At 73.7% G+C, this 23,990-nt stretch carries 22 protein-coding genes, 1 rRNA gene and 1 riboswitch; of the genes, 10 read left to right on the forward strand and 13 right to left on the reverse strand.

Translation table 11 applies throughout. The annotated features are described in order from the left end of the window. Positions 1 to 76: ribosomal RNA gene (gene rrf, locus ACIP4P_RS25115) — 5S ribosomal RNA — on the forward strand; the annotation flags it as partial. Between the two features lie 98 nt (positions 77 to 174). On the opposite strand, the gene ACIP4P_RS25120 is transcribed toward rrf, so the two are convergent. After that, positions 175 to 3,264 (reverse strand): lantibiotic dehydratase, encoded by a 3,090-nt coding sequence (locus ACIP4P_RS25120; RefSeq protein ID WP_400921946.1) that lies wholly within the window; start codon positions 3,262 to 3,264, stop codon positions 175 to 177. A gap of 84 nt (positions 3,265 to 3,348) precedes the next feature. Then, a complete protein-coding gene (locus ACIP4P_RS25125) occupies positions 3,349 to 3,498 on the reverse strand; it encodes a hypothetical protein (protein WP_350518254.1) in 150 nt (49 codons plus the stop codon). Positions 3,499 to 3,716: 218 nt separating this feature from the next. Here ACIP4P_RS25125 and ACIP4P_RS25130 point away from each other — a divergent pair, with 218 nt between their 5' ends. Together ACIP4P_RS25130 and ACIP4P_RS25135 are read left to right on the forward strand one after the other, a co-directional pair. Further along, positions 3,717 to 5,057, forward strand: coding sequence for a lanthionine synthetase C family protein (locus ACIP4P_RS25130; RefSeq protein WP_400921948.1), 1,341 nt, complete (start codon positions 3,717 to 3,719; stop codon positions 5,055 to 5,057). A gap of 343 nt (positions 5,058 to 5,400) precedes the next feature. Continuing rightward, positions 5,401 to 5,583, reverse strand: a riboswitch (M-box (ykoK) riboswitch). Between the two features lie 331 nt (positions 5,584 to 5,914). Beyond that, positions 5,915 to 6,241, forward strand: a complete 327-nt coding sequence (locus ACIP4P_RS25135) for a hypothetical protein (protein WP_350518252.1) — start codon at positions 5,915 to 5,917, stop codon at positions 6,239 to 6,241. 108 nt (positions 6,242 to 6,349) lie between these two features. Here ACIP4P_RS25135 and ACIP4P_RS25140 read toward each other — a convergent pair whose 3' ends face one another. The 7 genes from ACIP4P_RS25140 to ACIP4P_RS25170 all read right to left on the reverse strand — a co-directional run bounded on the left by ACIP4P_RS25140 (position 6,350) and on the right by ACIP4P_RS25170 (position 13,881). Continuing rightward, positions 6,350 to 7,117, reverse strand: coding sequence for a hypothetical protein (locus ACIP4P_RS25140; protein ID WP_400921951.1), 768 nt, complete (start codon positions 7,115 to 7,117; stop codon positions 6,350 to 6,352). A gap of 208 nt (positions 7,118 to 7,325) precedes the next feature. Beyond that, positions 7,326 to 8,732: an MFS transporter gene (locus tag ACIP4P_RS25145; protein ID WP_400921953.1), complete on the reverse strand. Its 1,407-nt coding sequence runs from the start codon at positions 8,730 to 8,732 to the stop codon at positions 7,326 to 7,328. A gap of 112 nt (positions 8,733 to 8,844) precedes the next feature. Next, positions 8,845 to 9,198 (reverse strand): metalloregulator ArsR/SmtB family transcription factor, encoded by a 354-nt coding sequence (locus ACIP4P_RS25150; RefSeq protein ID WP_350518249.1) that lies wholly within the window; start codon positions 9,196 to 9,198, stop codon positions 8,845 to 8,847. Positions 9,199 to 9,314: 116 nt separating this feature from the next. Then, positions 9,315 to 10,583, reverse strand: coding sequence for an MFS transporter (locus tag ACIP4P_RS25155; RefSeq protein WP_400921955.1), 1,269 nt, complete (start codon positions 10,581 to 10,583; stop codon positions 9,315 to 9,317). A 67-nt stretch (positions 10,584 to 10,650) separates the two neighbouring features. Beyond that, positions 10,651 to 11,379, reverse strand: coding sequence for a TSUP family transporter (locus ACIP4P_RS25160; RefSeq protein ID WP_400921957.1), 729 nt, complete (start codon positions 11,377 to 11,379; stop codon positions 10,651 to 10,653). Further along, on the reverse strand, positions 11,379 to 12,326 hold the full coding sequence (locus tag ACIP4P_RS25165; RefSeq protein ID WP_400921959.1) for a polysaccharide lyase: 948 nt from the start codon (positions 12,324 to 12,326) through the stop codon (positions 11,379 to 11,381). Before ACIP4P_RS25165 ends, ACIP4P_RS25160 begins: the two co-directional genes overlap by 1 nt. A gap of 184 nt (positions 12,327 to 12,510) precedes the next feature. Continuing rightward, positions 12,511 to 13,881, reverse strand: a complete 1,371-nt coding sequence (locus ACIP4P_RS25170) for a right-handed parallel beta-helix repeat-containing protein (protein WP_400921961.1) — start codon at positions 13,879 to 13,881, stop codon at positions 12,511 to 12,513. 31 nt (positions 13,882 to 13,912) lie between these two features. Between ACIP4P_RS25170 and ACIP4P_RS25175 the strand changes: the two genes are divergently transcribed. Next, positions 13,913 to 15,127 carry a Dyp-type peroxidase gene (locus tag ACIP4P_RS25175; protein WP_400921963.1) on the forward strand — a complete coding sequence of 405 codons (1,215 nt, stop codon included), beginning with the start codon at positions 13,913 to 13,915 and terminating at the stop codon, positions 15,125 to 15,127. Between the two features lie 286 nt (positions 15,128 to 15,413). Here the strand turns inward: ACIP4P_RS25175 and ACIP4P_RS25180 are convergent, their stop codons facing one another. Then, positions 15,414 to 16,031: a TetR/AcrR family transcriptional regulator gene (locus ACIP4P_RS25180; RefSeq protein ID WP_400921964.1), complete on the reverse strand. Its 618-nt coding sequence runs from the start codon at positions 16,029 to 16,031 to the stop codon at positions 15,414 to 15,416. Between the two features lie 124 nt (positions 16,032 to 16,155). Between ACIP4P_RS25180 and ACIP4P_RS25185 the strand changes: the two genes are divergently transcribed. Then, positions 16,156 to 16,620 carry a DUF4345 domain-containing protein gene (locus ACIP4P_RS25185; protein ID WP_400921966.1) on the forward strand — a complete coding sequence of 155 codons (465 nt, stop codon included), beginning with the start codon at positions 16,156 to 16,158 and terminating at the stop codon, positions 16,618 to 16,620. A gap of 76 nt (positions 16,621 to 16,696) precedes the next feature. Here ACIP4P_RS25185 and ACIP4P_RS25190 read toward each other — a convergent pair whose 3' ends face one another. Further along, positions 16,697 to 18,265: an FAD-dependent monooxygenase gene (locus ACIP4P_RS25190; protein WP_400921968.1), complete on the reverse strand. Its 1,569-nt coding sequence runs from the start codon at positions 18,263 to 18,265 to the stop codon at positions 16,697 to 16,699. Positions 18,266 to 18,380: 115 nt separating this feature from the next. Here ACIP4P_RS25190 and ACIP4P_RS25195 point away from each other — a divergent pair, with 115 nt between their 5' ends. Then, positions 18,381 to 18,983 carry a TetR/AcrR family transcriptional regulator gene (locus ACIP4P_RS25195; RefSeq protein WP_400921970.1) on the forward strand — a complete coding sequence of 201 codons (603 nt, stop codon included), beginning with the start codon at positions 18,381 to 18,383 and terminating at the stop codon, positions 18,981 to 18,983. Positions 18,984 to 19,069: 86 nt separating this feature from the next. Continuing rightward, the gene (locus tag ACIP4P_RS25200; RefSeq protein WP_350518236.1) at positions 19,070 to 19,612 is read left to right on the forward strand and encodes an MOSC domain-containing protein; all 543 of its coding nucleotides are present in this window, start codon (positions 19,070 to 19,072) and stop codon (positions 19,610 to 19,612) included. 72 nt (positions 19,613 to 19,684) lie between these two features. Here ACIP4P_RS25200 and ACIP4P_RS25205 read toward each other — a convergent pair whose 3' ends face one another. Then, complete coding sequence (locus tag ACIP4P_RS25205; RefSeq protein ID WP_400921972.1) at positions 19,685 to 20,005, reverse strand: metal-sensitive transcriptional regulator; 321 nt, start codon at positions 20,003 to 20,005, stop codon at positions 19,685 to 19,687. A gap of 84 nt (positions 20,006 to 20,089) precedes the next feature. Continuing rightward, on the reverse strand, positions 20,090 to 20,419 hold the full coding sequence (locus tag ACIP4P_RS25210; protein WP_400921974.1) for a heavy-metal-associated domain-containing protein: 330 nt from the start codon (positions 20,417 to 20,419) through the stop codon (positions 20,090 to 20,092). Between the two features lie 223 nt (positions 20,420 to 20,642). Here ACIP4P_RS25210 and metF point away from each other — a divergent pair, with 223 nt between their 5' ends. The 3 genes from metF to ACIP4P_RS25225 all read left to right on the forward strand — a co-directional run bounded on the left by metF (position 20,643) and on the right by ACIP4P_RS25225 (position 23,889). After that, positions 20,643 to 21,575, forward strand: coding sequence for a methylenetetrahydrofolate reductase [NAD(P)H] (gene metF, locus ACIP4P_RS25215; RefSeq protein WP_400921976.1), 933 nt, complete (start codon positions 20,643 to 20,645; stop codon positions 21,573 to 21,575). Between the two features lie 116 nt (positions 21,576 to 21,691). Further along, the gene (locus tag ACIP4P_RS25220) at positions 21,692 to 22,570 is read left to right on the forward strand and encodes a hypothetical protein (protein ID WP_400921978.1); all 879 of its coding nucleotides are present in this window, start codon (positions 21,692 to 21,694) and stop codon (positions 22,568 to 22,570) included. Between the two features lie 146 nt (positions 22,571 to 22,716). Next, positions 22,717 to 23,889, forward strand: coding sequence for a permease (locus tag ACIP4P_RS25225; protein WP_400921980.1), 1,173 nt, complete (start codon positions 22,717 to 22,719; stop codon positions 23,887 to 23,889). The last annotated feature ends 101 nt before the right edge of the window (positions 23,890 to 23,990 follow it).

Raw genomic sequence — 23,990 nt, forward strand, 5'->3', positions numbered from 1 at the left:
GAACCCGGAAGCTAAGCCTCACAGCGCCGATGGTACTGCAGGGGGGACCCTGTGGGAGAGTAGGACGCCGCCGAACAATTCTTCAGAAAAGGCCCACCCGGGTTACCGGGTGGGCCTTTTCGCGTTTTCCGCCGGTGCCGGGGCAGTGACACCGAGCGGGGTCGGACGCGGGGGTCAGGCCCGGCGGTGGTGGAGGGCTTCGGTGGCGGTGCGGGCGAGGGCTTGGGCCTGGGCTTCGGTGGTGGGGTCGATGCCGAGGAGGCGGTTGTGGTGCATGTGGATCAGGGAGGGGGCGGCGGGGGAGAGGGTGGTGGCGTGGCGGCGGAGGGTTTCGGCGCGGCGCTGCCAGGTGGTCAGTAGGTCGGGGCCACCGGGGAAGGTGCGGAGGGCGGCCGGGTCGGTGAGGCGGATCGCGGTGGCGCGGTCCTCGCGCGGGGTGGCCGCGCGGGGGTAGGTGGCCAGCAGGCGGTCCGCGTAGTGGTCCTCGCCGTGCAGGTGGCGTTGCAGGTCGATCAGGTTGAGGGCGCCGAGCAGTGCCGGGGCCAGGGTGAGCCGGCCGGAGTCCAGGGCGGTGAGCTGGGCGAGCACGGCGGTGCTGTCGGCGTGGAAGGCCTGTTCGGCGGCGGCCGTGGCGGCGCGGCCGCCGTAGCGCTCCCATTCGGGTTCGTAGCTGTCGAGGGTGAGGCGGGTGGCCAGGCCGGCGCGGTGCAGGTCGGCGGTCCAGTCGTGCAGTGTCGGCAGCAACTCGCGGTTGAGGGCGGCGGGTTCGCCGTGGAAGCGCAGCCGCAGGTGGGGCTGGGGGTCGCGGTAGCGGACGAAGTGCCAGTGGTCGACGGCGGTGGGCAACTCGGCCAGCAGCTGCGGGAGTCGGTGGACGAGCAGCTCGTTCTGGCGGCGGCTCGACGAGTAGAGCTTGGCGTACAGCCAGTCGCCGCCGGGCAGTTGGGAGCGGGCCGCCCGGACGGGCGGGGGCGGCGTGGCCGACGGGCGGTCGGCGGGGAGGTCGGCGAGCAGCGGGAGGACGACCTCGGCGGTGTGGGCGCCCTGCGGGCCGGTGAGCCAGCCGTACGCGTCCTCGCCGGTCGGGGCCTCGCGCAGGACGGCGTCCGGGTGGCGGGCGAGGTCCTGGCGGAGCAGCCGGACGTGCAGGCCGGCGGTGAGGTCGAGTTCGAGGGCGCGGTCGGCGACGCAGAGCAGGACGCGGTCGGGGACGGCCCAGCGCTCCCGCCAGGCGTCCAGCTCGCGGCGCCACTGTTCCGGCGTCGGAGCGGGGTCGGTGAGGAACGGTGCGGTGGGGCGCCAGCGGGCGGGCGCGAGCACGGTGCGGCCGTAGCGCACCCGCGGGGTGTACGGGGCCTGTTCCATCGGCCCCCAGTCCCAGGTGAAACCGGGGCGGACGCCGGACAGCCGCAGTTCGCGCAGGAAGCGGCCGGTGTTCCCCACCTGGGCCTGCGGGTTGAGCATGTTCCAGGCCAGCGGGACGATCCGGCGGCCGGTGCTCAGCCGGACCAGGTGGAGGGCGTCGAGGTCGGCGCCGACGGCGAGGTCGGAGAGCGGGACGGTGCCGGGGTCGGTGCGGTCGGTGAAGGCGCCGACGGTGATCCGCCGGTCGTGCAGCGGGCGGACCTGGTTGAGGTTGGCGGAGCGCGAGTGCGCGGTGCGCAGCACCAGTTGGGCGGTGTCGGCGCCCCGGCCCTCGGCCTCCCGGCCGGCCGCGGCGATCTGCTCGGCGGCCTCGGGCAGCAGGTGCGAGAACCGGCCGACGGTCGCCCCGGCGTGGTCGGCGGCCGCCTCCGGGCTGAGCCAGAGCCGGAACCGGCCGGCCGCCAACTCCTCGGCGGACCCGGCCAGGACGCGCGCGTACAGGTCGAGGGAGCGCGGCGGTGCCAGGGTGGTATCCGGGCTGAGCCGGGCGATCAGCTCCTCGTCGAGCACCACCTCGGACCGGCCGTCGAGCAGTGCGGCCTGGGCCAGTTCGATCCGCACCGCGTCCTGCGGGGAGGGGCCGTCCGGGGCCGGTCGTTCGCGCTCGCTGGGCGGCATCAGATATCCGGCGGGCGCGCCGAGACCGCGGTCCGGGTCGAGCAGTTCGGTGAGCGGGACGAGCCGGTCGGTGCCGTACTGCTCGACGAAGTCGCGGTGGTACTGGGCGAGATGGGGAACTTCGCGGACCCGGGAGGTGCGCCACAGCACCTCGGCGGCCCGCTCGGCCTCGGCGGCGACGGCGGCGGGCAGGGTCGGCGCGGCGTCGAGCGCGAGGTCCAGTTGGAGCAGGCGGTCACCGTCGTGCAGGCGGCGCATCCGGGCGAGGGCGGTGTCGAGTGCGGCGGACCGGTCGGTGGCGGTGGCGGTGGCGGCGGCGTCCAGTTCCTGCCGGAGGAGGGTGAGTTCGGCGCGTGCGGGGCCGGCCGGCAGCCGGTCCAGGACGTGGCCCAGCGGGTCGGTGGCGGTGGCCGGCGGACGCAGGTCGGTGAGCAGGAACTCGCGCTCGACCAGTTGCCGGAGCAGGTCCGCCGCCCGCTGCGGCGGCACCCCGGGGAAGCGCTCGCCCAGGCGGTCGGCCAGTTCCGCGTACCGGACCGGCCGCTCGGCCAGTTCCAGCACGGCCCGGACGGCCGAGGTGCAGCGGACGGAGACCTCGACGAGGGTGCCGCCGGCCTGTTGGGCGGCGCCGTGGCGTTCCGGCACGTAGGGCAGCACCAGGCGCTGTCCGCGGACGAAGGCGAGCTCGTTGACGGCGATCCGGAGCCCGGAGAGGGTGTCCGGCCGGAGCTCCAGCTCGGCGAGGACGGCGGTCAGCCAGCCCATGTCGGGGCGGGCGGCCACCCGGTGGCCGTCGCCGAGGCGGGCGTCGGTCTCGGCCGTGGGTCCGCCGCCGATGTGGACCGCGGCGACGCCGGAGAACAGGCCGAAGGGCGTGGGCCGGGACGCCGCGCGGAGCTGGTAGCGGCTCAGGGCGAGCAGGGCCTTGCGCAGTCGCTTCGGTTCGAGCGGGCGGCCGTCCCGGACCTCGGTCAGCAGCCGGTCGAGCGAGGGACTGGCGAGCGCGACCGCGTCGCGCAGCTCCCGGTCGGAAGCGAGCCGGTCGAGCAGCCGGATCAGTTCCGCGGATTCCCCGGGGCCGGCCGCCGGGAATTCCGTACGGGTGGTGTCGAATCGCTTCCGGGGCAGGACGGAGGCCCGTAGCAGAGCGGTGTCCGCACACCGGAAGAGCCGCGCACTTTTTCCTCGGAAAGGCTCCCGAAAAAGCTCTGGTGCAGACATGGGAAAACCCTTCCTGGAAATGCGTGGGAAATGCCGCTCCGGGCGGGCGGGAAACCCGCCCGGAGCGTTCGGTGGAACCGTGGATCAGTGGCAGTGCGAGTAGGTGCAGAAGCAGGTGGCCAGCGACGGGTGCTGGACCTGGGCGGTCTCGCCGGCCTGGGCGGTCTCCTGGAGGTCCAGGTCGAAGGCGTCGAAGTGCAGCTCGGCGGCCTCGATGAAAGCGGTGTTCTGCATGGTTTGCTCCCAGGGAAATAGGGGATTCGAAATGAGGATATAGGTGTTGCACATTCCGGCCGGTTGTCCCGTTTTCGGCGGGCTTTTCGACCTGGGCAAAACGTTAGGGCGATTTCCGAGCCGACGTCAACTCCGGTCCGGCGGGGAAATTCTTCGAATTCTGTGGCAGAGTGTCCCCGGCCTGCCGAAATGCACGAGCCGGAAGAGTGGTGTGCGCCATGCAGAATGCCGAAACGGCGGTCGACGCGGTCGCGCGGCGATTGCGCGACCCCGAGCGGGTACGCGCGATCGCGGCGCGCCCCGGGAACGAGGACGCCGTCACCGGCGCGAGCCCGTGGTCAGCCGCCTCGCTGGGCGAGGGGCATGCGGGGATCGCGCTGCTGTACGCCGAACTGGCGCGACGGGATCGGACCTGGCGCCCGGTCACGCACGCGCACCTGTCTTCGGCCGTCGCCGCCCTGGGCGCGGGCGGGCCGGCGGACAGCCTGTTCTCGGGTGCCCCGGCGCTCGCCCTCGCGGTGCGCCGCGCCGTCGCGGGCCCCGGCGACTACGCCGGACTGCTCGCTGCGGTGGACCGCAGGGTGGCCGCCCGGACGGGTGCTTTGCTGCGGCTGGAACGGGAGCGGCTGGACGCGGCGCGCACCGGCCCCGCGCCGGCCGGGTACGACGTGATCGGCGGCCTGACCGGGCTCGGCCGCTACCTGCTGGCCTGTGGTGAGGACCAACGTTCGTTGCTGGTCGCGGTGTTGGAGTATCTGGTCGAGCTGAGCCGACCGCTGCGGATCGACGGCCGGGAGCTGCCCGGCTGGTGGGTGCCCGGGCCTCCCTCGCCCGCGGCCGCCGGACAGTACCCCGGCGGGCATCTCAACCTGGGCCTGGCGCACGGCATCCCCGGCCCGCTGGCGCTGCTGTCGCTCGCCCGGCTGGGCGGGGTGACCGTGCCCGGCATGACCGGGGCCGCGCACCGGATCGCCGGTTGGCTGCTCGACCGGCGGCTCCGGGACGACTCCGGCGCGCCGCTGCCGGACTGGCCGGCGGTGGTCCATCCCGAGGCGGTGGCTGCCTCCGGGGCGGTGGACGTCGGGCCCGGGGCCGGCCCGACCAGGATCGCCTGGTGCTACGGGGCGCCGGGCGTCGCCCGGGCCCTGCAGCTCGCGGGTCGGGCGTTCGGCGAACCGGAGTGGGAGGCCGAGGCCGTCCGCGCACTGCACGCCGCGCTCGACCGCCCGCGCGGGCGCTGGGGTCTGGACGACGCCATGCTCTGCCACGGGACGGCCGGACTGCTCCAGGTGGCGACCCGGGTGGCCCGGGACAGCGGGGACGCCCGGTTGTCGGCGCGACTGCCCGGGCTGGTGGCGGAGGTCCTGACGTCCTACGACGAGTCGGCCGCCTTCGCCTTCCCCGTACCGGCTCACCGAGCCGAGCGAGGGGGCGGAGAAGGTTACGACCGGGCGGGTTTCCTGGAGGGTGCGGCCGGGGTCGCGCTGGCCCTGCTGGAGCAGGACGGCGGGGGCGATGGTACTCAACTGCCCTGGGACGCAGCGCTGTTGCTGGCCTAGCGGCGGACTGGGACACGGACCGGGAAGTGGACTGGGACGCGGACTCGGCGTACCGATGAAGGACATGGGTGTCTCGCGAGCTGTGCGGGGCGGGCACCCCGGCCCACCGCGTCGCGACGCGACGGACCACCCCGGGCGGCGGCGGACGAACGCCCTGCTCGGGGAGGTCGGTACGGGTCGGCGAACGCCGGAGGGTCAGCGGTGCCCGGTGGCGGAGGGGGTGCGGCGGAAGCGCGTACTATGGCCGGGTTTCATCGCGCCCCACCCCCTTCGGTTCCACGCGGACGAGGACGGCCCGGGTCCCGGAGTAGAGGCCGGGCAGGGCAGTCGCATGACGATGGCGACGACCCCTCTCACGTAAGAGCTTCGGCACTGCACGGCGTATCCCCACCCGTCGAGGACGGGCGGGAAGCCACTTTGGGTCACCCCTTAAGCCGAGGAGACCTGTCCTGACCCTGGGCGTCTCTCGACGTCGTGGGATCAGTGGCCTGTATCCGTGCAGACGCCTCACCGAACGAGGAGTCGCGACGAACAGTAGACGCGGTGGTCCTACGACCTGTCAATTCGCACATCCCTACGGCCGGGTGATCGCGATCGGCCGGACATGCGACGGAGCGCCCCATGCTGGCGGGGCGCTCCGTCGTGCCGGGGTGCGGTCGGACCGCGGTCAGGTCCGACCGCCGCCCGACTGCTCGGCTGCGCGCTCCCGCACAGCGCACCCCGGACCATGTGCACGTCCTCGGCGAGCAGAATGCGTATCACCAGGTAGTCCCCCCAATGCGGCGTCCGGGCGTACCTGTCCGGACGGACCTCCGATGGTCGGGCGTGTGGTCGGGGGCGGGGTTAGCCTGGCCCGCATGTACAACGACGGTCTGGTGGCGTGCACCGCCCGGGAACTCGTGATCCGCCGCTACTACTTCCCGTTGGCCTCTGCCAAGCGCATCCCGTACGAGCGGATCCGCGAGCTGCGGCAGGTGCCGCTGACCAGGCTGGGCGGGCGCTGGCGGCTCTGGGGCTCCGGGGACTTCGTGCACTACTTCAACCTCGACCTGGGCCGGGTGGACAAGAGCGTCGCCTTCGTCGTCGACCTCGGGGCGCGGGTGAAGCCGGTCATCACCCCGGACGAGCCGGAGCGGCTGATCGCGGCGATGACCGAGCACCGGATCCCGGTGACCCGGGGCTAGTACCGCAGGGAAACGCACCGGCCGCCTCACCTGGGAGAGGGGTGAGGCGGCCGGCGGTCCAACGGTTCAGCAGGTCAGCGGCTCGGCGGGACGGCGCCCGCGCCGGGGTCAGTTGCGGACGAGCAGCGAGGCCCCGACGCCGTTGCAGCCCCGGTAGTCGAACTGGGCGGTGTGGTAGCCGGCCGGGACCGGCTGGTACGGGCAGATCCACAGGTTGGGCCGGGCCAGCTGCATGAACCAGGCGCCGATGCCGCCGCTGCAGGCGTTGGTGTTGCCGTGCTGGGTGTTGACGTAGCCGGGCGGGATCGGCGAGCCCGCGCAGGTCCAGAGGCCGTCCCGGACCTTCTGCATGTACCAGGCGTCGATGTTGGCGCAGTCCCACCGGCCGGCGGCGGCGTGCTGGGTGAGCACGTAGCCGGGCGGGATCGGCGAGGTGCCGCAGGTCCAGAGGCCGTCCACGGGCAGCCGCATGTACCAGGAGTCGAAGCCGTCGCAGCCGTTGGGGGTGTGCATGGAGAGCACGTAGCCGGCCGGGATCGGCGACGTGGCGCAGGTCCAGATGCCGTCCCGGACGGGCGCCTGGTACCACATGCCGGCGCCGTTGCAGCCGTTGTTGGTGTGCGCGGTGAACACGTAGCCGGGGGTGGCGGGTGTGCCGCGACAGATCCAGCCGGGGCCGGCCGCCTTGACGGAGGAGGCGGCGGCGGGGACGGTCGCGCGGGCGGGTGCGGCGCTTGCGGTGCCTGCGGCGGCGGTGCCGGTGAGGACGGCCGTCAGCAGCGCGATCACCCCCACCAGGGCGGCGAGCCGGCCGTGCAGGGCGGCTCGGGGGGAACGGGGGGAACGGTCCAGCGGTCGGTCGTGCGTTGTGATCACTTCACACCGGTCCTCGTCGACAGGAGGGGAGGGTTCTTCCGGCCACGCGCGAACGACCGTGCGGGGCCGAGGTGTTGTGGTGCCTGGGTGCGGTGGAGCCGGTGTGAGCGTACGCATGGTTGGAACGATCCAATAGGCCCCTCATGGACACCTCAGGATTTTGGCCGGAAGTGCCCGCGAGCTGACGTCAATCCGGTTCGCGGCGGCCTCAGTTGAGGGCCGGCCGGGGCCAGCGGGGGTGGTCCTGGTCGATCACGTAGTGGTGCCCGTGCTGCCAGGCGCCGCCGCCGGCGGGGTGGGCGTCGGCCAGGTGGGGGTGGCCGACCGGCAGGTCGGTGTGCAGGTGGCTGAGGGCGTCCGGGTCGCGGGCGGGCCACAGGACGGTGGCGGCCGTGGCGGCGGCGAGCGCGACCGCGCCCAGCACGACGGCGGTGACCGGGAGTCCGGCCCCGGCGGCGAGCCAGCCGGCCAGCGGGTAGGTGAGCAGCCAGCAGCCGTGCGAGAGCGAGAACTGGGCGGCGAAGGCGGCCGGCAGGTCGGGGTCGGCGGCGGACCGGCGGACCACCCGGCCGCCCGGTGTCAGCACGGCGGAGCTGCCGGCGCCGACCAGGGCCCAGGCGGCCAGCAGGGCGAGCCAACCGCCCTCCCCGGCCGGGACGGCGGTGATCACGGTGACGGCGGCGAGCACGCCGGGCAGGGCGAAGGCGGCGGGCAGCATGACGGTGCGGTCACCGACCCTGGCCAGCAGCCGGGGGAGCAGCAGCGCGGTGAGCATCGAGCCGACGCCGTACGCGCCGAGCGCCAACGAGACGGCGCCGGCCGGGCGGTGGAAGTGGTCGCGGACCACGTTGACGGTGTCGACGAAGACGATCGCACCGGCCGCCGCCACCGCGAGGTCCAGGGCGAGCAGGGCCCGCAGCCGGGGGGTGGCCCGGAACAGCCGGGTGCCGAAGGCGGCCTTGCGGTAGATCCCGCCGGTGCGCCCGGTGCGCCCGGTGCGCCCGGTGCGCCCCATCTGTGCGGACCCAGGTGTGGATACGGGCGCCGGCTTGGGCAGGACCGCCGAGACGACCAGGGCGGCGGAGGCGAGGAAGCCCGCCGTCGTCCCGACGAACAGCCAGTCGTAGGAGACCACCGACAGCAGCAGCGCGGCCAGGGCCGGGCTGAAGAGCGATTCGAGGTCGTAGGCCAGCCGGGACAGCGACAGCGCCCGGGTGTAGTCGCGTTCGGCGGGCAGCACGTCCGGGATGGTGGCCTGGAAGGTCGGGGTGAAGGCGGCCGAGGCGGCCTGGAGCAGGAAGATCAGCAGGTAGACCTGCCACACCCGGTCCACGAAGGGCAGGCTGAGTGCGACCCCGGCCCGGGTGAGGTCCATCGCGACCATCAGGGTGCGCCGGGGTACCCGCCCGGCGAGTGCTCCGGCGATCGGGGCGACGGTCACGTAGGCGACCATCTTGATCGCCAGGGCGGTGCCGAGCACCGCCGAGGCGTTGCTCCCGGCGATCGAGTAGGCGAGCAGCGAGAGCGCCACGGTGGCCAGGCCGGTGCCGACCAGGGCGACGACCTGGGCGGTGAACAGGTGGCGGTAGGTGCGGTTGCGCAGCACGGTCGGCATGGGCCCGTCCCGGGGCGTGAAGGGGTGGGGTCGCGCCCATCATAGTCAATGCGTGCATACGTGTGCACCTATTGAGTGGAACGGTGGCCGGGCCGGGGACGTGGGGCCGGGTTCAGTCGTGCGGCGGGAGGTGACCGATCTGGTGGTCGGCGACGTTCAGCGCCTCGTCCACGAGCCGGCGCAGGTGCCCGTGCCGCAGCGAGTAGACCACCCGCCGGCCGTCCTTGCGGGTGGTCACCAGCCCGGCCAGCCGCAGCTTCGCCAGGTGCTGGCTGACCGACGGCCGGGCGGCGCCGGTCGCCTCGGTCAGCGTGGTCACGTCCGCCTCGCCACGCCCGAGCCGCTCCAGCAGGGCCAGTCGGGTGCGGTCGGCGAGCAGGGTGAGCACGGAGACGGCCTCGTCGAGCCGCGCCTCGGCCCGCTGCTGCGAGCGGTGTGCATCTGCCAGTTCGGTGCCGGAGCTCATCCCGCCATGGTAGGTCCCGTGCGCACCTGTGCGCGCATGCCCTCCTGCGGCCCGTCCTCCCGCGGCCTGTCCTCCGGCCGCAGTCCGCCCGCAGACCGGCCGCGGTCAGCGCGCGGTCAGCGCGCGGGCTGACCGACCGGCTTCTCCTCGGCGGCGGGTGCCGGGGCCGGTTCCAGGTCGCCCAGCCGCGGGATGACGATCAGCGCGGCGAGGAGCACGGCGCCGGAGATCACGATCGGGGTGCGGACGCTGACCGCCGAGCCGATCCAGCCGCTGAGGCCGGCGCCGACCAGCATCCCGATCCGGGTCAGCATCAGGTAGCAGCTGTTGACCCGGCCGAGCAGTTCCTTCGGCACGGTCTGCTGCCGCAGCGAGATCGCCTGGACGTTCCAGGTGACCACGCCGAAGTTGCCGATCGCGAACAGCGGGGCCACCACGAACACCGAGGGGCTGAGGCCCATCAGCAGTAGTGCCGAGCCCATCAGGACGAAGGAGAGGATGATCCGGGCCCGTCGGCCCATCCGCTCGGCGAGCCGGCCGGCCAGCATGCTGGCGACGGTGCCGCCGGCCACGCCGGTGGCGAGCACGGCGCCGAACGCCCAGGTGGGTTGGTGCAGGGTGCGGGTGACCAGCAGCGCCATCATGGTGATGCCGAGCGCCGAGGCGCCGCCGGCCACCGCGGAGAGCGCGGCGACCAGGCGCAGCTGCTTGTGGCGGTAGAGCCAGCGGACGCCCTCCCGGACCTCGGTCATGACCCGGCGCTCGGTCCGCGCCTTGGGGGCGCCGGAGCGGCCGACTCCGACGACCAGGGCGGCGGCGAGCGCGAAGGACAGGCCGTCGACGGTGAACGGCCAGCCGGCCGCGATGGCGAACAGGCTGGTGCCGACCAGGGGGCCGATCATCCGGCCGACCAGCATGCCGCCCTGCAGCCGGCCGTTGGCGACGTCCAGTTGGTCGGCGCGGACCACGTCCGGGATGTTCGAGGTGGCGGCGTTGACGAACACCGTCTCGCCGCAGGCGAGGACGAAGGAGAGTGTGGCGAGCAGGGCCAGCGGCGGGGTGGTGGCGAACGCGCAGGCGGCGAAGCCCAGCACGATCACGGCGCGGCCGAAGTCGATGGTCCACATCAGTCGGCGGCGGTCGAAGCGGTCGGCGATGACACCGCCGAACAGGGCCATCAGCAGCCAGGGGAGCGATCCGGCCACGGCGACCACGGAGACCGCCGACGGGGAGTCCGAGATGGCCAGTGCGAGCAGCGGAAGCGATGATTCCCGCATGCCGTCGCCGACCGCCGAGATCGATGACGCCGACCACAGCAGGGCGAATTTCCGGCCCAGTTGAGGCCTGGTACGGTGCGCGGGAGTCTCTGGGCTGGCTGAGGTCACCGACGCAGTATGGCATGACCGCTACAGATTTGGTCGACCCTTCACAGAGCATTCCCAGCCGGTGGTCTCAGAGTCCGGAAACCCCCTTGACGAGAGTGGCCAGACCGCCCGCGAGTGCCAGTCCGAGCACCACCGCCCGGGCTCGCCGCTCCGGCACCCGGGCCGCCAGCAGCCGGCCCGCCAGTGCTCCGCCGGCCAGCGCCGCGGTCACCAACCCCCAGCTGGGCCCGCTCAGTTCGGGCAGGCCCTTGGCCGCCAGCGAGCAGGCGTTCACCACCACACCGTACAACTGGGCGTTCGGCACGAACTCCCGGGCCGTCCAACCGGAGTTCACCGCGTAGAGGGAGAGCGCCGGACCGCCCACCCCGGCGGCGGAGTTCATCACCCCGCTGGCGGCCCCCGCCACCACGGCCCCGCCGACCCCGCGCAGTGCGGCGGCCCGCAGGCCCCGGATCACCAGCAGGGCGGCCGCGGTGACCAGCACTCCGATGCCGGTCAGCAGCGCCGGGGGCGGGACGGTCGCCGCCGCCCAGGCCCCGACCGGGACGGTGCAGACCGCGGCCGCCAGCAGCGGCAGCATCGCCCGGGGCCGGACCTGCCGCCAGCTCCCGGCCAGCCCGACGGCGCTGATCGCCAGCGAGGCGAGGTTCGCCAGCGCCACCCCGTCGCCCGGACCGAGCAGCAGCACCAGGACGGGCGCCGCCACCAGGGCGAAGCCGAGGCCGGCCAGCCGCTGGACGGAGGCGCCGGCCAGTACCACCAGGCCCAGGAGCAGTTCGCCGGGCCAGCCGGCCATCAGTGCTGGACGCCGGCGGAGAGCGAGAAGTCGGCGAAGTACGCCTGCTGGGTGCTCGCCGGGCCCCAGCTGGTGTCGTGGCCGCCGTAGAAGGTGGAGAACAGCACCCCGCCGAAGGGGATCGAGCCGATGCCGGAGGCGGTGTCGGTGGCGGCGTGCACCTGGCGGCCGTCGTACCAGACGGTGATGTCGCCGGTGCTACGGTTCACCAGCTGCTCGACGGTGTGCCAGCGGCCGTCGGCCTGGAAGTGCCAGTCGCCCAGGCCCTCGTCGACCCCGTAGCCGGTCGGGCCGGAGTTGCTCGGGGTGTACAGGTAGACCTCGCCGTTGTCGGGGCTGCCCTTGGCGGCCCGCCACATGTAGCGGGTGGACCAGCCGGCACCGTGGGTGCCGCCGGACTCCTGGCCGATCTTCCCGCCGTACAGGCCCGGCAGCTTGCCGGCCTTGCCCCAGTCACGGCCGGTGGGGAACCGGACGGCGTACTTGAGGTCCAGGGTGGGGCCCTGGGCGAGGGCGGAGAGGCCGATGGTGTTCAGGTCGGTGTAGAACTGGCCGCCGCCGGGGTTGGGGCAGTCGGTGCAGGTGTTGGCGGAGGAGCCGGCGCCGTACGTGACCTGCAGTGCCGGGCCGCCGTCGGGGGCGGTCGGGTCGTCGACGGCGCTGAAGTCGCCGGCGCCCCAGGCGCCTTGGCCGGCCACGCCCCAGGCGTGCTGCCACTGCGGGGTGCCGTAGCCGGTGAACCGGCCGGACCAGGAGACGGTGCCGCCGGGTATCGCGGTGCCGGTGCCGCCGGTCGTGCCGCCGGTCGTGGCGGCGGCGGTGGGGGCGGCGGCCGCCGTGGTCGGGCGGGGGTGGGCCCGGGCCGGGGTGGTCGCACAGCCGGCGGCGGTGAGCAGGGCCAGTGCGGCCAGGGCGGCCAGGGCGGAGCTGCGTGCGGGTCGGTTCATCCGGGCTCCTCGGTGGGCGGTCGATCGGTACCGATCATGCCGCACGGCCGAGTTGCGCTCGGGCACAGGAAGGGGGAAGACGAGGCGTCGGTGTGCTCGGCGATCCACTCGGGGCTCTGCCGGGCGCCGCTGGCGACGGCGATCGGGATGCCCGCGGCGCTCCGGCGGGGCGCCGCGGGACCGGTCAGGGCTTGGGGACGGCGTCGGCGGTGGCCGGGAGCGGGTAGGAGTCCGGGTCGACCGGGCCGGGCAGGTCGGTGGCCGGGCGGCCGGGGGCGTTGGGGTCGGGCAGCGACGGCTGTGCGGGCGGGGCCTGGACCTGGTTGAACGGCACGCCGGGCGGGGCCTGGACCGGGGCCGCCCGGCCGGCGGTGAGCGGGCTGCGGCTCTTGGCGTCGCAGGCGGCCGCGGTCTCCAGGCCGTCCGGGCTCTGGGTGGCGGGCTGGTTGCCGGTGAAGCAGTTGCCGGGGTCGGCCGAGGCGAGCACCAGGTCGACGCCGTTGCCCTCGGTGCGGTTGCCCTGGACCCGGTTGCCGGCGGCCGGGTGACCGGCCGGGTCGGTGACGATGACGCCGGCCGCGCGGTTGCCCTTGACCAGGTTGCGTTCGACCCGGTTCGCGGTGCCGCCGCCGATCCCGATGCCGATGCCGAAGCCGCCGTCGGCCTGTTCGGGGGTGTCGGAGGCGTTGTTCTCGGTGACGGCGTTCCCGGCGATCACGGCGCCGTGCTGGGGGGCCAGCGCCTCCAGGTCGTTGGAGTTGACGGTGACGCCGACCCGGTTGCCGGTCACCCGGTTGCCCAGGAACCAGAGGTTGTCGGAGGCGTTGGTGATCTCGATGCCCACCGCGTTGCGTTCGACCGTGTTGCCGCGGACCAGGGTGTCGCAGGGCTTGCACTGGCCGACGTAGATGCCGGAGTCGGCGCCGCCGGAGGCGTAGGACTCCTCGATGATCCCACCCCGGGCGTCGAAGGCGTAGATGCCGTACAGGCCGTTGTTGTAGGCGGTGACCCTGGTCGCCCGGAAGCCCTGGACGGCCGGGAAGCGGGCGGTGTCCAGCGGGTTGTAGGCGGAACCGCCGCCGCCGCGCTGCTGGAGCTTCTCGTCGGTGACGCCGGTGAACAGCACGCCGTTGGCGAGGTAGCCGTGCACGGTCAGGTTCTCCACCACCGAGCCCGGGCCGGTCACCGTGACGCCGTTGACCAGCCGGACGCCGCCGTCCAGCAGGACGGTGTTGCGGTCGGTGCCGCGCAGCACGATCCGGGGCTTGGCGATCCGCACGCTCTCCTGGTACGTCCCGGGGGAGACCAGCACGGTGTCGCCCTCGCGGGCGACGTCCACGGCCTTCTGGATGGTCGGGAAGTCCTGCGGGACCCGGACCACGGTGCCGTCGGGGTGGTGGGCGTCGGCGGAGGAACCGGCGGTGGAGGAGCAGCCCGCGAGGGCGAGGGCCGCGGCGAGCAGCAGGGCGGGGAGGCCGCGGGCGGTGCCCCGGCGGCGGGGCGGTGGCGCCGCGGGTGCGTCGTGAACGAGTTGACGGACGGTCAAAAGTTGCATACGGGGTGTTCTATCGTCTCCAATGTCGGTCATGCATGCCGAAAGCGGAAAGGCGCAGGAACAGCCCGGAGCCGTCAGGAAGGGCGTGGACCGGCGGGCGTTGATCGCGGGCGGCGGCGCGGTGCTGGCCGCCGGCGTCGGCGCCGGCGTCGGTGCGGGGGTGGTGGCGCTGGGGCGCGGGCGCTCCACGGCCCCGCCGCAGCCGTCCGCCGCTGCGGCCGCGCCGCCGTTCCACGGGGAGCGGCAGGCCGGGGTGACCGCCCCGCAGCAGCCGGCCACCCTGCTGCTCGCCCTCGACCTGGCGCCCGCCGCGGTCTCCGACGGCCGGGGCGTACTGCGGTCGCTGCTGGGGGAGTTGACCCGGGTGCTGGCCGAGGCGGCGGGCGGGACCGCCACCGATCCGCGGCTGCGCGGCGGGGAGCCTGCGCAGCTCACCGGCCTGGTCGGGGTCGGCCCCGGGCTGGCCGCCCGGCTCGGGCTGAACGTGCCGCCCGCGCTGGCGGAGCTGCCGGCCTTTCCCGGTGACAAGCTCGAACCGGCGCGCGGCGGTGGGGACTTGGTGGTGCAGCTGTGTGCCGCCGACCGCTGGCCGCTCACCGTGGTCGCCGAACTCCTGGCCGCCGCCGCGCGATCGGCGGGCGCGACGGTCCGGTGGACCCAGCCCGGCTTCCTGCCGCGCACGCCGCCGGGCACCACCCCGCGCAACCTCTTCGGCTACAAGGACGGCACCGCCAACCCGGACGAGGCGGCGGCGCAGCAGTGGGTCTGGGGCCCGCCGGGCCCGTACCGGCACGGCACCGTGCTGGTCTACCGCCGGATCCGGATGGACACCGCCGGCTTCGCCGCGCTGCCCGAGGACCGCCGCGACCTGGCCATGGGCCGCCGGCTCGTCGACGGCACCCCGCTCACCGGCACGGCCGAGCACGACGACCCGGACATCTACACCAAGAACCCGGACGGCTCGTACGTCATCCCCAACTCCGCCCATGTGCGCCTCACCAGCCCCCGGCTCGACTCCGGCGCCCGGATGCTGCGGCGCGGCTACAGCTACGACGACGCCCCCGACGACCGGGGTCTGCTGTTCTGCGCCTTCGTGCGGGACCCGGAGCAGTTCATCCGGGTGCAGAACCGGCTGGCGGCCAAGGACGCGCTCAACCCCTTCCTGGTGCACACCGCTTCGGCGGTGGCGTACGTGCTGCCGGGGGTGCCGGAGGGCGGTGTGCTGGGCGAGGGGCTGTGGGCCTGACCCGCGAGGGGCTGTGGGGCTGACCCGCGAGGGGCTGTGGGCCTGACCCGCGCGGTGCCGTGGGCGGGCCGCTCCGGGTGCGGCGGGGGTCGTCGGGGGCCGGGCGGGCGTCGGGGCAGTGGGTGGCGGACCAGCCGGAGGTGGTGCCGTCCGGGAGGGTGGCCGGGGGCGGCGGCGGTGCGGGGCACGGGCGTCCAACTGTCATATTTTCTGAGGGAATTGGAACCATCGGGCGGTCTTCCCGTTATCGCCCGATGGTACGCCCCCGAACCCTCCGTCCCGGCCTTCAACGCCCCCAGGTGGGCGCCGGGTCGACCGGCAGCAGCGGCCGCAGTGCGCCCAGCACGGCGCCGATGCAGGCGTCCCGCAGTTCGGTCCGGGTGCAGCTCGGCTCGGTCAGCCAGTCGACGACCAGCACCCGGACGAACACCAGCCAGCTGCGCAGGACTTGGGAGACGGCCGGCCGGGCGGCCTCGTCGGTGAGCGGCAGCGCCGTGAGCAGCCGTCCGCGCAGGGCGTCCAACTCCTCGGTGATGATGGTCTGGATCACCGGGTCCCCGGCGAGCACGCGGTTGGCGGCCAGTACCGCGTGCCGGTTGGCGACGAAATGGTCGAGGTGGGCGTCCATGCCCTCGATCAGCTGCTCGACCAGGCTGTCCGCCGGGTCGAACCGGGTGCGGGCCAGCAGGTCGTCCGAGGCCTGCCGGTGGACCGCCGCGAACAGCTCGTGCTTGCTGCCGAAGTGCCGGTAGAGCAGGGCGCGGGAGACCCCGGCCTGCTCGGCGACCTCCTCCATCAGCACCTCCTCGTACGGCCGGGCGGCGAAGGCCAGGGCGCCGACGGCGAGCAGCTGGGCGCGGCGCTCGTCGGGGGAGAGGCGTCGGCGGCGTTCGTGGACTGGCATGCCGGACAGGCTATTTGACACGTGTCTACCAGTGGGCGCTAGCGTGGTGACAGCGTTGGTAGACGCGTGTCTACTAGCACCTGGCGATCGACGGGGTGGTCGGCTCATGGTGAGGACAGGGCTCATGGTGAGGACAGGGAAGACGGCGCGGGCGAAGGCCCTGCGGGCGCTCGCGTGGACGATGGGGGTCGCCTGTGTGGCGATCGGCTTCGAACACCTGCTGGCCGGGGCGCTCGCCCTGCCCGGGATCGCGGACCCCGGCCCGACGGTGGACAGCTTCGGCCGCTTCATGGGGGCGGTCTTCGCCGGCTACGGCGCGGCCTGGATCTGGACCGTCCGGCAGACGCCGGTGCCCGGGTGGGCGGTGCGCGGGCTGGCCGGGGTGATGCTGCTGGGCGGCTTCGGCCGGGTGCTGGGCCTCGCGGTGGACGGGCGGCCGCACTGGTTCCAGCTAGTGCTGATGGGGATCGAACTCGGGCTCCCGCCGGTGTACTTCTGGCTCGCCGATGCCGAAGTCGGCATCGGTGCCGCCGGTGTCGGCGGTGTCGCCGGTGCCGCCGGTGTCGACGGGCGGGCGGCCCGGGGCTGATCGCCCGGGCCGCCCGGTTCGTTCGGATCGGTCGGTTCGGTCGGTTCGTTCGGTTCCCGTCAGGGTGTCGGCGCCGTCAGAGGGCGAAGCCCCGCAGGTGCTCGGCGAGCGTGGCGCAGTCGACGGTGGCCCCGGTGAGCGAGACGTAGCCGTCCGGGCGGACCAGCACCACGGCGTCGCCGCGCAGCCCGTAGGCGCGGGTGGCGTGGCCGTCGGGGTCGTGGACGGCGGCCACCCGTACCCCCGGGAGTTCGATGAGCCCGTCCGGCACGGTGCCGAAGGCCAGCAAGGTGAAGTGCGGCCCGCGGAGCAGGTCGAACAGCCGGGTGGGCGTGCCGTCCGCGGTGGTGCAGGGCGCGTCCGGGGCGCGGTCGCCGGTCCGGACGCCGGTCGCGGCGTCCAGGTCGCGGCCGAGCGGCCCGCCGCGGTAGTCGAGGGCGAGCCCGGTGAGGTCGAGGCCCTGGACCTCCATGGTGCGGAACTGGGCGGTCAGCACGCCGGGGCCGTCCGCGCTGCCGCCGAAGGCCGCCTTGTGGTGGGCGGCGGTCGCGGCGAGGCTCGCCCGGGCGACCGGCAGCCGCTCCTCCTGGTAGCTGTCGAGCAGGCCCTCGGGGGCGCCGCGCAGCACGGCGGCCAGCTTCCAGGCGAGGTTGTGGGCGTCCTGGATGCCGGTGTTCATGCCCTGGCCGCCCGCCGCGGACTGGCAGTGGGCGGCGTCCCCGGCGAGCAGCACCCGGCCGTCGCGGTAGCGCTCGACCTGACGGACGGTGGGGCGCCAGACGGTGGACCAGATCGGTTCGTGCATCCGGACCCCGGGCAGTCCGGCCCGTTCGGCGAAGAGCCGGCGGAAGGTGTCCAGGGTGGGCGCGGGCAGGTCGCCGTGCTCGTCCGGTTCGACGGCGGCGTGCACGGCCCACTTGTCGTCCTGGCGCATCGGGACGAGCGTCATGGCGCCGGCGCCGAACGTGGGGTGGTTCCAGATGTGCAGGTGCTCGGTGTCGAGGCCGTCCAGGTCCATCGAGGCCATGATGAAACGTTCCTCCTCCCAGGTCTCGCCGAGGAAGGGGATGCCGGCCAGCTTGCGGACGGTGCTGCGGCCGCCGTCGCAGCCGATCAGGTAGCGGGCGCGCAGCGTCGTCGTCCGGCCGTCCTGCCGGAGGACGGCCAGCACGCCGTCGGCGTCCTCGGCGTAGTCGACCAGTTCGGTGCCGGTCTCCACCTTGAGGCCGTGCTCGGCGAGCCGGTCGCGCAGTACGGCCTCGGTCTGGTGCTGGGCGATCAGCAGCATCCCGGCGTACGGGCGGTCCGGGGTCGACCGGTTGATCGCCGCGGCGTCGACCTGCTCGACCGGCCGGGTGCCCTGGTAGGTGCGGACCCCGAGGAACGCCCCGCGGGCGAGGACCGGCTCGACCACGCCGAGGTCGTCGAACACCTCCAGGGTGCGCGGGTTGACGCCCTTGCCGCGGACGCCGGCGGTGCGGAACTCCCCGTCCCGCTCGATGATCCGGCAGTCGACCCCGGCCCGGGCCAGCCCGATGGCGAGCACCAGGCCCACCGGGCCGGCGCCGACCACCAGGACGTCCGTGGCGGGTGCGGTGGGTGTGGCGGGCGTGCTGGTGAAGTCGTCGCTGAGTGCGGCGCGCATGGCGGACCTCCCCTGTCCGTACGGCCGTAAGATACGGCGCGTTTCCTGTCTTCGACTGTAGACTGGCCTCCGTAAGAAACGCAACGTATCTACGAAGGTCGGGGTGCCGGAGCCGGTGACGAGCGGAAGAACGGGCGCCCCGCGGCGGCGCGGGGACGAACTGGAGCAGGCGATCCTCGACGCCGTCTGGGCCGAACTGACCGAACACGGCTACGCCAGGCTCACCATGGACGCCGTCGCCACCCGCGCCCGCACCAGCAAGCCGGTGCTCTACCGCCGTTGGCCGAACCGGGTCGAACTGGTGATGGCCGCCCTCGGTCGCAACGCCCCCGACTACCACGAGCCGCCGGACACCGGCGACCTGCGCACCGACCTGTCGCAGTTCCTCGGCCGCCTGCTGCACCGCTTCGACGACCTGCCGGTCGAGGGCGTCCACGGCTTCCTGCTCGACCTGATGCGCGACCCCGAACTGCGCTGCGTGTTCCGCGCCGGGCTCACCCACGAGGGGCCGGTGGAGACCCTGGGCCGGATCCTGCACCGGGCCGCCGAGCGCGGCGAGATCGACCCGGCCCGGATCACCCCGCGGGTGGTGACGCTGCCGCTGGACCTGCTGCGCGACGCCTTCATGATCGACGGAGAGGTGCCCTCGGACCGGGTGGTCGGTGAGGTGCTGGACGAGATCGTCCTGCCGCTGCTCCGGGTTCCGGTGGCGGGATAGGGTCGACAGCGGTCGACAGCGGTCGAACGCGGGATCGAGGGAAGTCCGGGGAAGTCCAGGGAAGTCCGGGAAAGGGGTCGTCGCGGATGAACGGCACGGTGGTGGCGGTCAGCAGCAACGCCGAGTACTCGTTCAGCAAGCCGAACCGGACGGGCATCACGCTGCTCGCCGGGCTCGGGGTGGAGGGCGACGTGCACGCCGGGGTGACGGTCCGGCACCGCTCGCGGGTCGCGAAGGACCCGACCGTGCCCAACCTGCGCCAGGTCCACCTGATCCACCGCGAACTGCTCACCGAGCTCGACGGGTTGGGCTTCGACGTGGCGCCGGGCGCGCTCGGCGAGAACATCACCACCGAGGGCGTCGACCTGCTCGGGCTGCCGGTCGGCGCGGTGCTGCGGATCGGGCCGGAGGCCGAGGTGGAGGTCACCGGCCTGCGCAACCCCTGCCTGCAGATCGACGACTACCGGCCGGGGCTGCTGAAGCAGGTCGTCCACCGGGCGGCGGACGGCACCGTCGTGCGGCGCGCCGGGATCATGGGTGTGGTCCGGACGGGCGGGCCGGTGCGGCCCGGCGACCCGATCACCGTGGAGCTGCCGGCCGGGCCACACCGACCGCTCGACCGGGTCTGAGAGACCCGGTCGATACCCCCACCCCGTAAACGCGCGCGACCTCCGGGGGCGGCCTTCCTTCGAGGGAGGCCTTCAGGAGCGGACCAGGCGGGCGATGGCCTGATTGGCCTCGCGGACCCTGGCGTCGGCCTCCTGGCCGCCCTCGGCGATGGCGTCGCGGACACAGCATTCGATGTGCTCGTCCAGGAGTTGCAGGGCGAAGGACTGGAGCGCGCGGCTGGCGGCGGAGACCTGGGTGAGGACGTCTATGCAGTAGGTGTCCTGCTCGACCATGCGCTGCAGGCCGCGGATCTGGCCCTCGACGCGGCGCAGCCGCTTGAGGAAGTCGTCCTTGTGGGCGCTGTAGCTGGCCATGGCCGTCTCCGGTTCCTGTGCGGTGAGGAGCTTCCTCACCCTACCGGGCCACGGTGGGGCGGGAGTCGGCCCGGACGGCAGGGCGGCGAGGGGCAGGGGGCCGGCGTCCGGGCCGACGGGGGCTCAGCCGGCCAGGCGGCCGACCAGGTCGTAGCCGGCCTCGTCGATCGCGGCGGCGACGTCGGCGTCGGTCAGCGGGGCGGTGCTGTCCACGGTGACCCGACCGGTGGCGAGGTCGACCGCGACCTCGGTGACGCCGGCGACCTTCTGCAGCTCGGCGGTCACCGAGCCGACGCAGTGGCCGCAGGTCATGCCCTTCACCTGGAAGACCGCGCGCTCGGCGGTGGTGGCGGGGGCCTGGGCGGTGCCGGTGCCGCACGAGCCGCAGCAGGAGCCGCCGTTGGCCTCGGCCTCGGCGGCGGACGACTCGACGGTGACGGTGGTCTCGCTCATGGTGTGCTCCTGTCGTCAGTGCGTACGGCGCCTTCCGGAGTCTGCCCCGGGCGGCCGCTTCCCTGCGAACATACCATACCCCCCTAGGGTACCTGGAAGGGTTGGGGTGGCGCCCTTCCGAGCCTTGAGTCCCTTTGCTGGCAGTCCTGTTGCGCTCCACGAGCAGGATGGGCCGATCGGCCCGGTCGGCGGCCGGCGTACCCCACCACACGAGGTGACACCCATGGACCACACCCTCCGGCGCGGCCCCCGCGGGCTGCGCGAGATCCTCGCCGCGGGCGAGCGGACGTACTCCTTCGAGTTCTTCCCGGCCAAGGACGAGGCCGGCGAACGCGCCCTGTGGGCGGCGATCCGGCGGGTGGAGGCGGTCGCGCCGACCTTCGTCTCGGTCACCTACGGCGCCGGCGGCTCCTCGCGCGACCGCACCATCGGGACCACCGAACGGATCGCCGCACAGACCACCCTGCGCCCGGTCGCCCACCTGACCGCCGTCGGCCACTCCACCGCCGAACTCCAGGCCGTGCTGCGGCGCTACGCGGACGTCGGGATCCGCGACGTGCTCGCACTGCGCGGCGACCCGCCCGGCAACCCCAACGGCGACTGGCGGCCGCACCCCCGAGGACTCAGCCACGCCGCCGAGTTGGTGCGGATGGTCAAGGAGTGCGGGGCTTTCACCGTCGGCGTGGCCGCCTTCCCCGAACGCCACCCGCGCTCGACGGACTGGGAGGACGACATCCGGCACTTCACCGCCAAGTGCCGGGCGGGCGCCGACTACGCCCTCACCCAGATGTTCTTCCAGGTCGAGCACTACCTGCGGCTGCGCGACCGACTCGCCGCGGCGGGCTGTGATACCCCGGTCATCCCGGAGATCATGCCCGCCACCGACGTGCGCCAGATCGCCCGCTTCGCCGAACTCAGCGGCGCCTCCTTCCCGGCCGACCTGGCCCGCCGGCTGGAGGCCGCCCGCGACGACCGCGCGGCCGCGCACCGGATCGGCGTCGAGCACGCGACCCGGATGGCCGAACACCTGCTCCGCGAGGGGGCGCCCGGCCTGCACTTCATCACCCTGAACCGCTCCACCGCCGCCCTGGAGATCCACCGCAACCTCGGGCTGGACCGCACCCCGGCCCGCCCGCTCGTCGGCAGCCGCCGCTGACCAGAGCGCGCACGACGGCCGCCCCCCCCGCGACCCGGCCCGCCCGGACCCCGTCCAACTCCCGGCTTACAGTGGCCGGTAGGGGAGTACCGGAATCGCACGGGGGGACGGTCGGCATGTCATGGTTCTTCGGTGGTGAGCGGCCCGAACGGCGCGCTCCGGGCGCGATCGACCTCGACGGGGTCAAGCCCTGGCTGCGGACGGCCGGTTCGGTGTCCGGCTGGGACGGTGACGGCGACGACGACCGCGCGGCCGCCAAGGGCCGGTCGTGGGTGGAGAAGTGCCTCCGCTGGTGCGCGGCCGAGTTCGGTGAGCAGGCCGTCCGGCGCGAGTTCGCCGTGCCGACCGCCGACCTCCTGCCGAGCGACCTCGCCACCCTCACCGGGCGCTACCAGCGGGCCCGCATCCTGGAGTTGGTCGACCGGGTCGGCGCCGTGATGGGTGCCGACACCAGGAACGTCGACCTCCGGGTGTTCGCCCCCGGTGACCTTGACCCGGGCCGCGACGGCAGGAGCCGGACGGTCGGCCGCTACTACCGGTCCGACGGGCGGGACGTCATCGAAATCGACCTGGAGTACGTCGAACGCCCCGCCGATCTCGCCGGGATCATCGCCCACGAACTCGGCCACCTGCGGCTGACCGGGGAAGGACGCCTGCGCGCCCCGTGGAGCCGCTCCGACAAGGAGAAGCTGACCGACCTGGTCACCGTCTACCTCGGTATGGGCGTCCTCACCGCCAACGCCGCCCACAGCTACGCCACCGCCGGACGCGGTTACTCCGTCCTGCCGATGGGCGACCTGACCAGCCGGATGCTCAACGGCGCGTCCAGCGCCGACACCGTCCACCGCCTCGGCTACCTCACCCCCGAGCAGTTCGCCCACGCCCTCGCCTGCTGCGCCCGCCGGCGCGGCGAGCAGGACCCGCCCTGGGCCCGCCACCTGGAGCCGGGCATCCGGGCCGCCGTCCACCGCACCCTGGCCGGGCCCGGGAGCTGAGGCCGGTCACCGCTGCGGGGCGGCGGCGCGCCGTGCTTCCTGAATACCCTGGATGGGTATATGGTCGCGCGGAACCGGGGACCGAGGGGACTGCGGGGACTTCGGGGACCGAGAGGACTGCGGGGACCGAGGAGGGCCGACCGCTCATGCACGCGATCCTGCACGCGCTGTCCATCGCCGGATCGATGACCTGGGAGATCACCTGGGCACTGATCCTCGGCTTCCTGCTCTCGGCCGTCGTCCAGGCGGTGGTCCACAAGTCGACGGTGGCGCGGCTGCTCGGCGACGACCGGCCGCGGACGCTGGCCGTCGCGGCGGCGCTGGGAGCCGCGTCCAGCTCCTGCTCCTACGCGGCGGTCGCCCTGGCGCGGTCGCTGTTCCGCAAGGGGGCGGACTTCACGGCGGCGATGGCCTTCGAGATCGCCTCCACCAACCTGGTGGTCGAACTCGGCGTGATCCTGGCCCTGTTGCTGGGCTGGCAGTTCACGGCGGCGGAGTTCGTCGGCGGGCCGGTGATGATCCTGCTGCTCGCGGTGCTGTTCCGGCTGTTCCTGCGCGACCGGCTGCTCGCCGAAGCCCGCACACAGGCCTCGTACGGACGGGCGGGTTCGATGGAGGGGCACGCGGCGATGGACATGTCCGTGACCGGCCCCGGATCCTTCCTCCGCCGGTTGCTCTCGCCGCGCGGCCTCACCTCCGTCTCGCACGTCTTCGTGATGGAGTGGGCGGCGATCCTCAAGGACCTGGTGATCGGGCTGCTGATCGCGGGCGCGATCGCCGCCTGGGTCCCGGACTCCTTCTGGCAGGCCTTCTTCTTCGCCGACCACCCGCTGGCCGGGAAGCTCTGGGGCCCGCTGATCGGGCCGCTGGTGGCCATCGCCTCGTTCGTCTGCTCGATCGGCAACGTGCCGCTGGCGGTGGTGCTGTGGAAGGGCGGGATCAGCTTCGGCGGCGTGGTCGCGTTCATCTTCGCCGACCTGCTGATCCTCCCGATCCTCAGTATCTACCGGAAGTACTACGGCGCGAGGATGGCCCTGTTCCTGCTCGGCACCTTCTACGCGGCGATGGTCGTCGCCGGCTACGTCGTCGAGTTCCTGTTCGGCGGCCTCGGCCTGGTCCCGAACCAGCGCGCCGCCGAGATCCCGATGGCGGGCATCACGTGGAACTACACCACCTGGCTCAACCTCGTCTTCCTGCTACTGGCCCTGGGCCTGGTCATCCGCTTCCTCTGCACCGGCGGCCCGGCAATGCTCCGCATGATGGGCGGCCCGCCACCGGCCGACGACCACCCGGGCCATGACCACCACGACCACCACTGACCGCCCCAGCACGAGAAGTCGGCCCGGCCGACTTCTCGCGCAAGGGTGGTCGGGGGGACGGGAGTTCGCGGGGGTGTGAGGGATCCCTCCCGTGGGGTCGT

Source organism: Kitasatospora sp. NPDC089509, from assembly GCF_044749365.1.
Lineage (GTDB): Bacteria > Actinomycetota > Actinomycetes > Streptomycetales > Streptomycetaceae > Kitasatospora.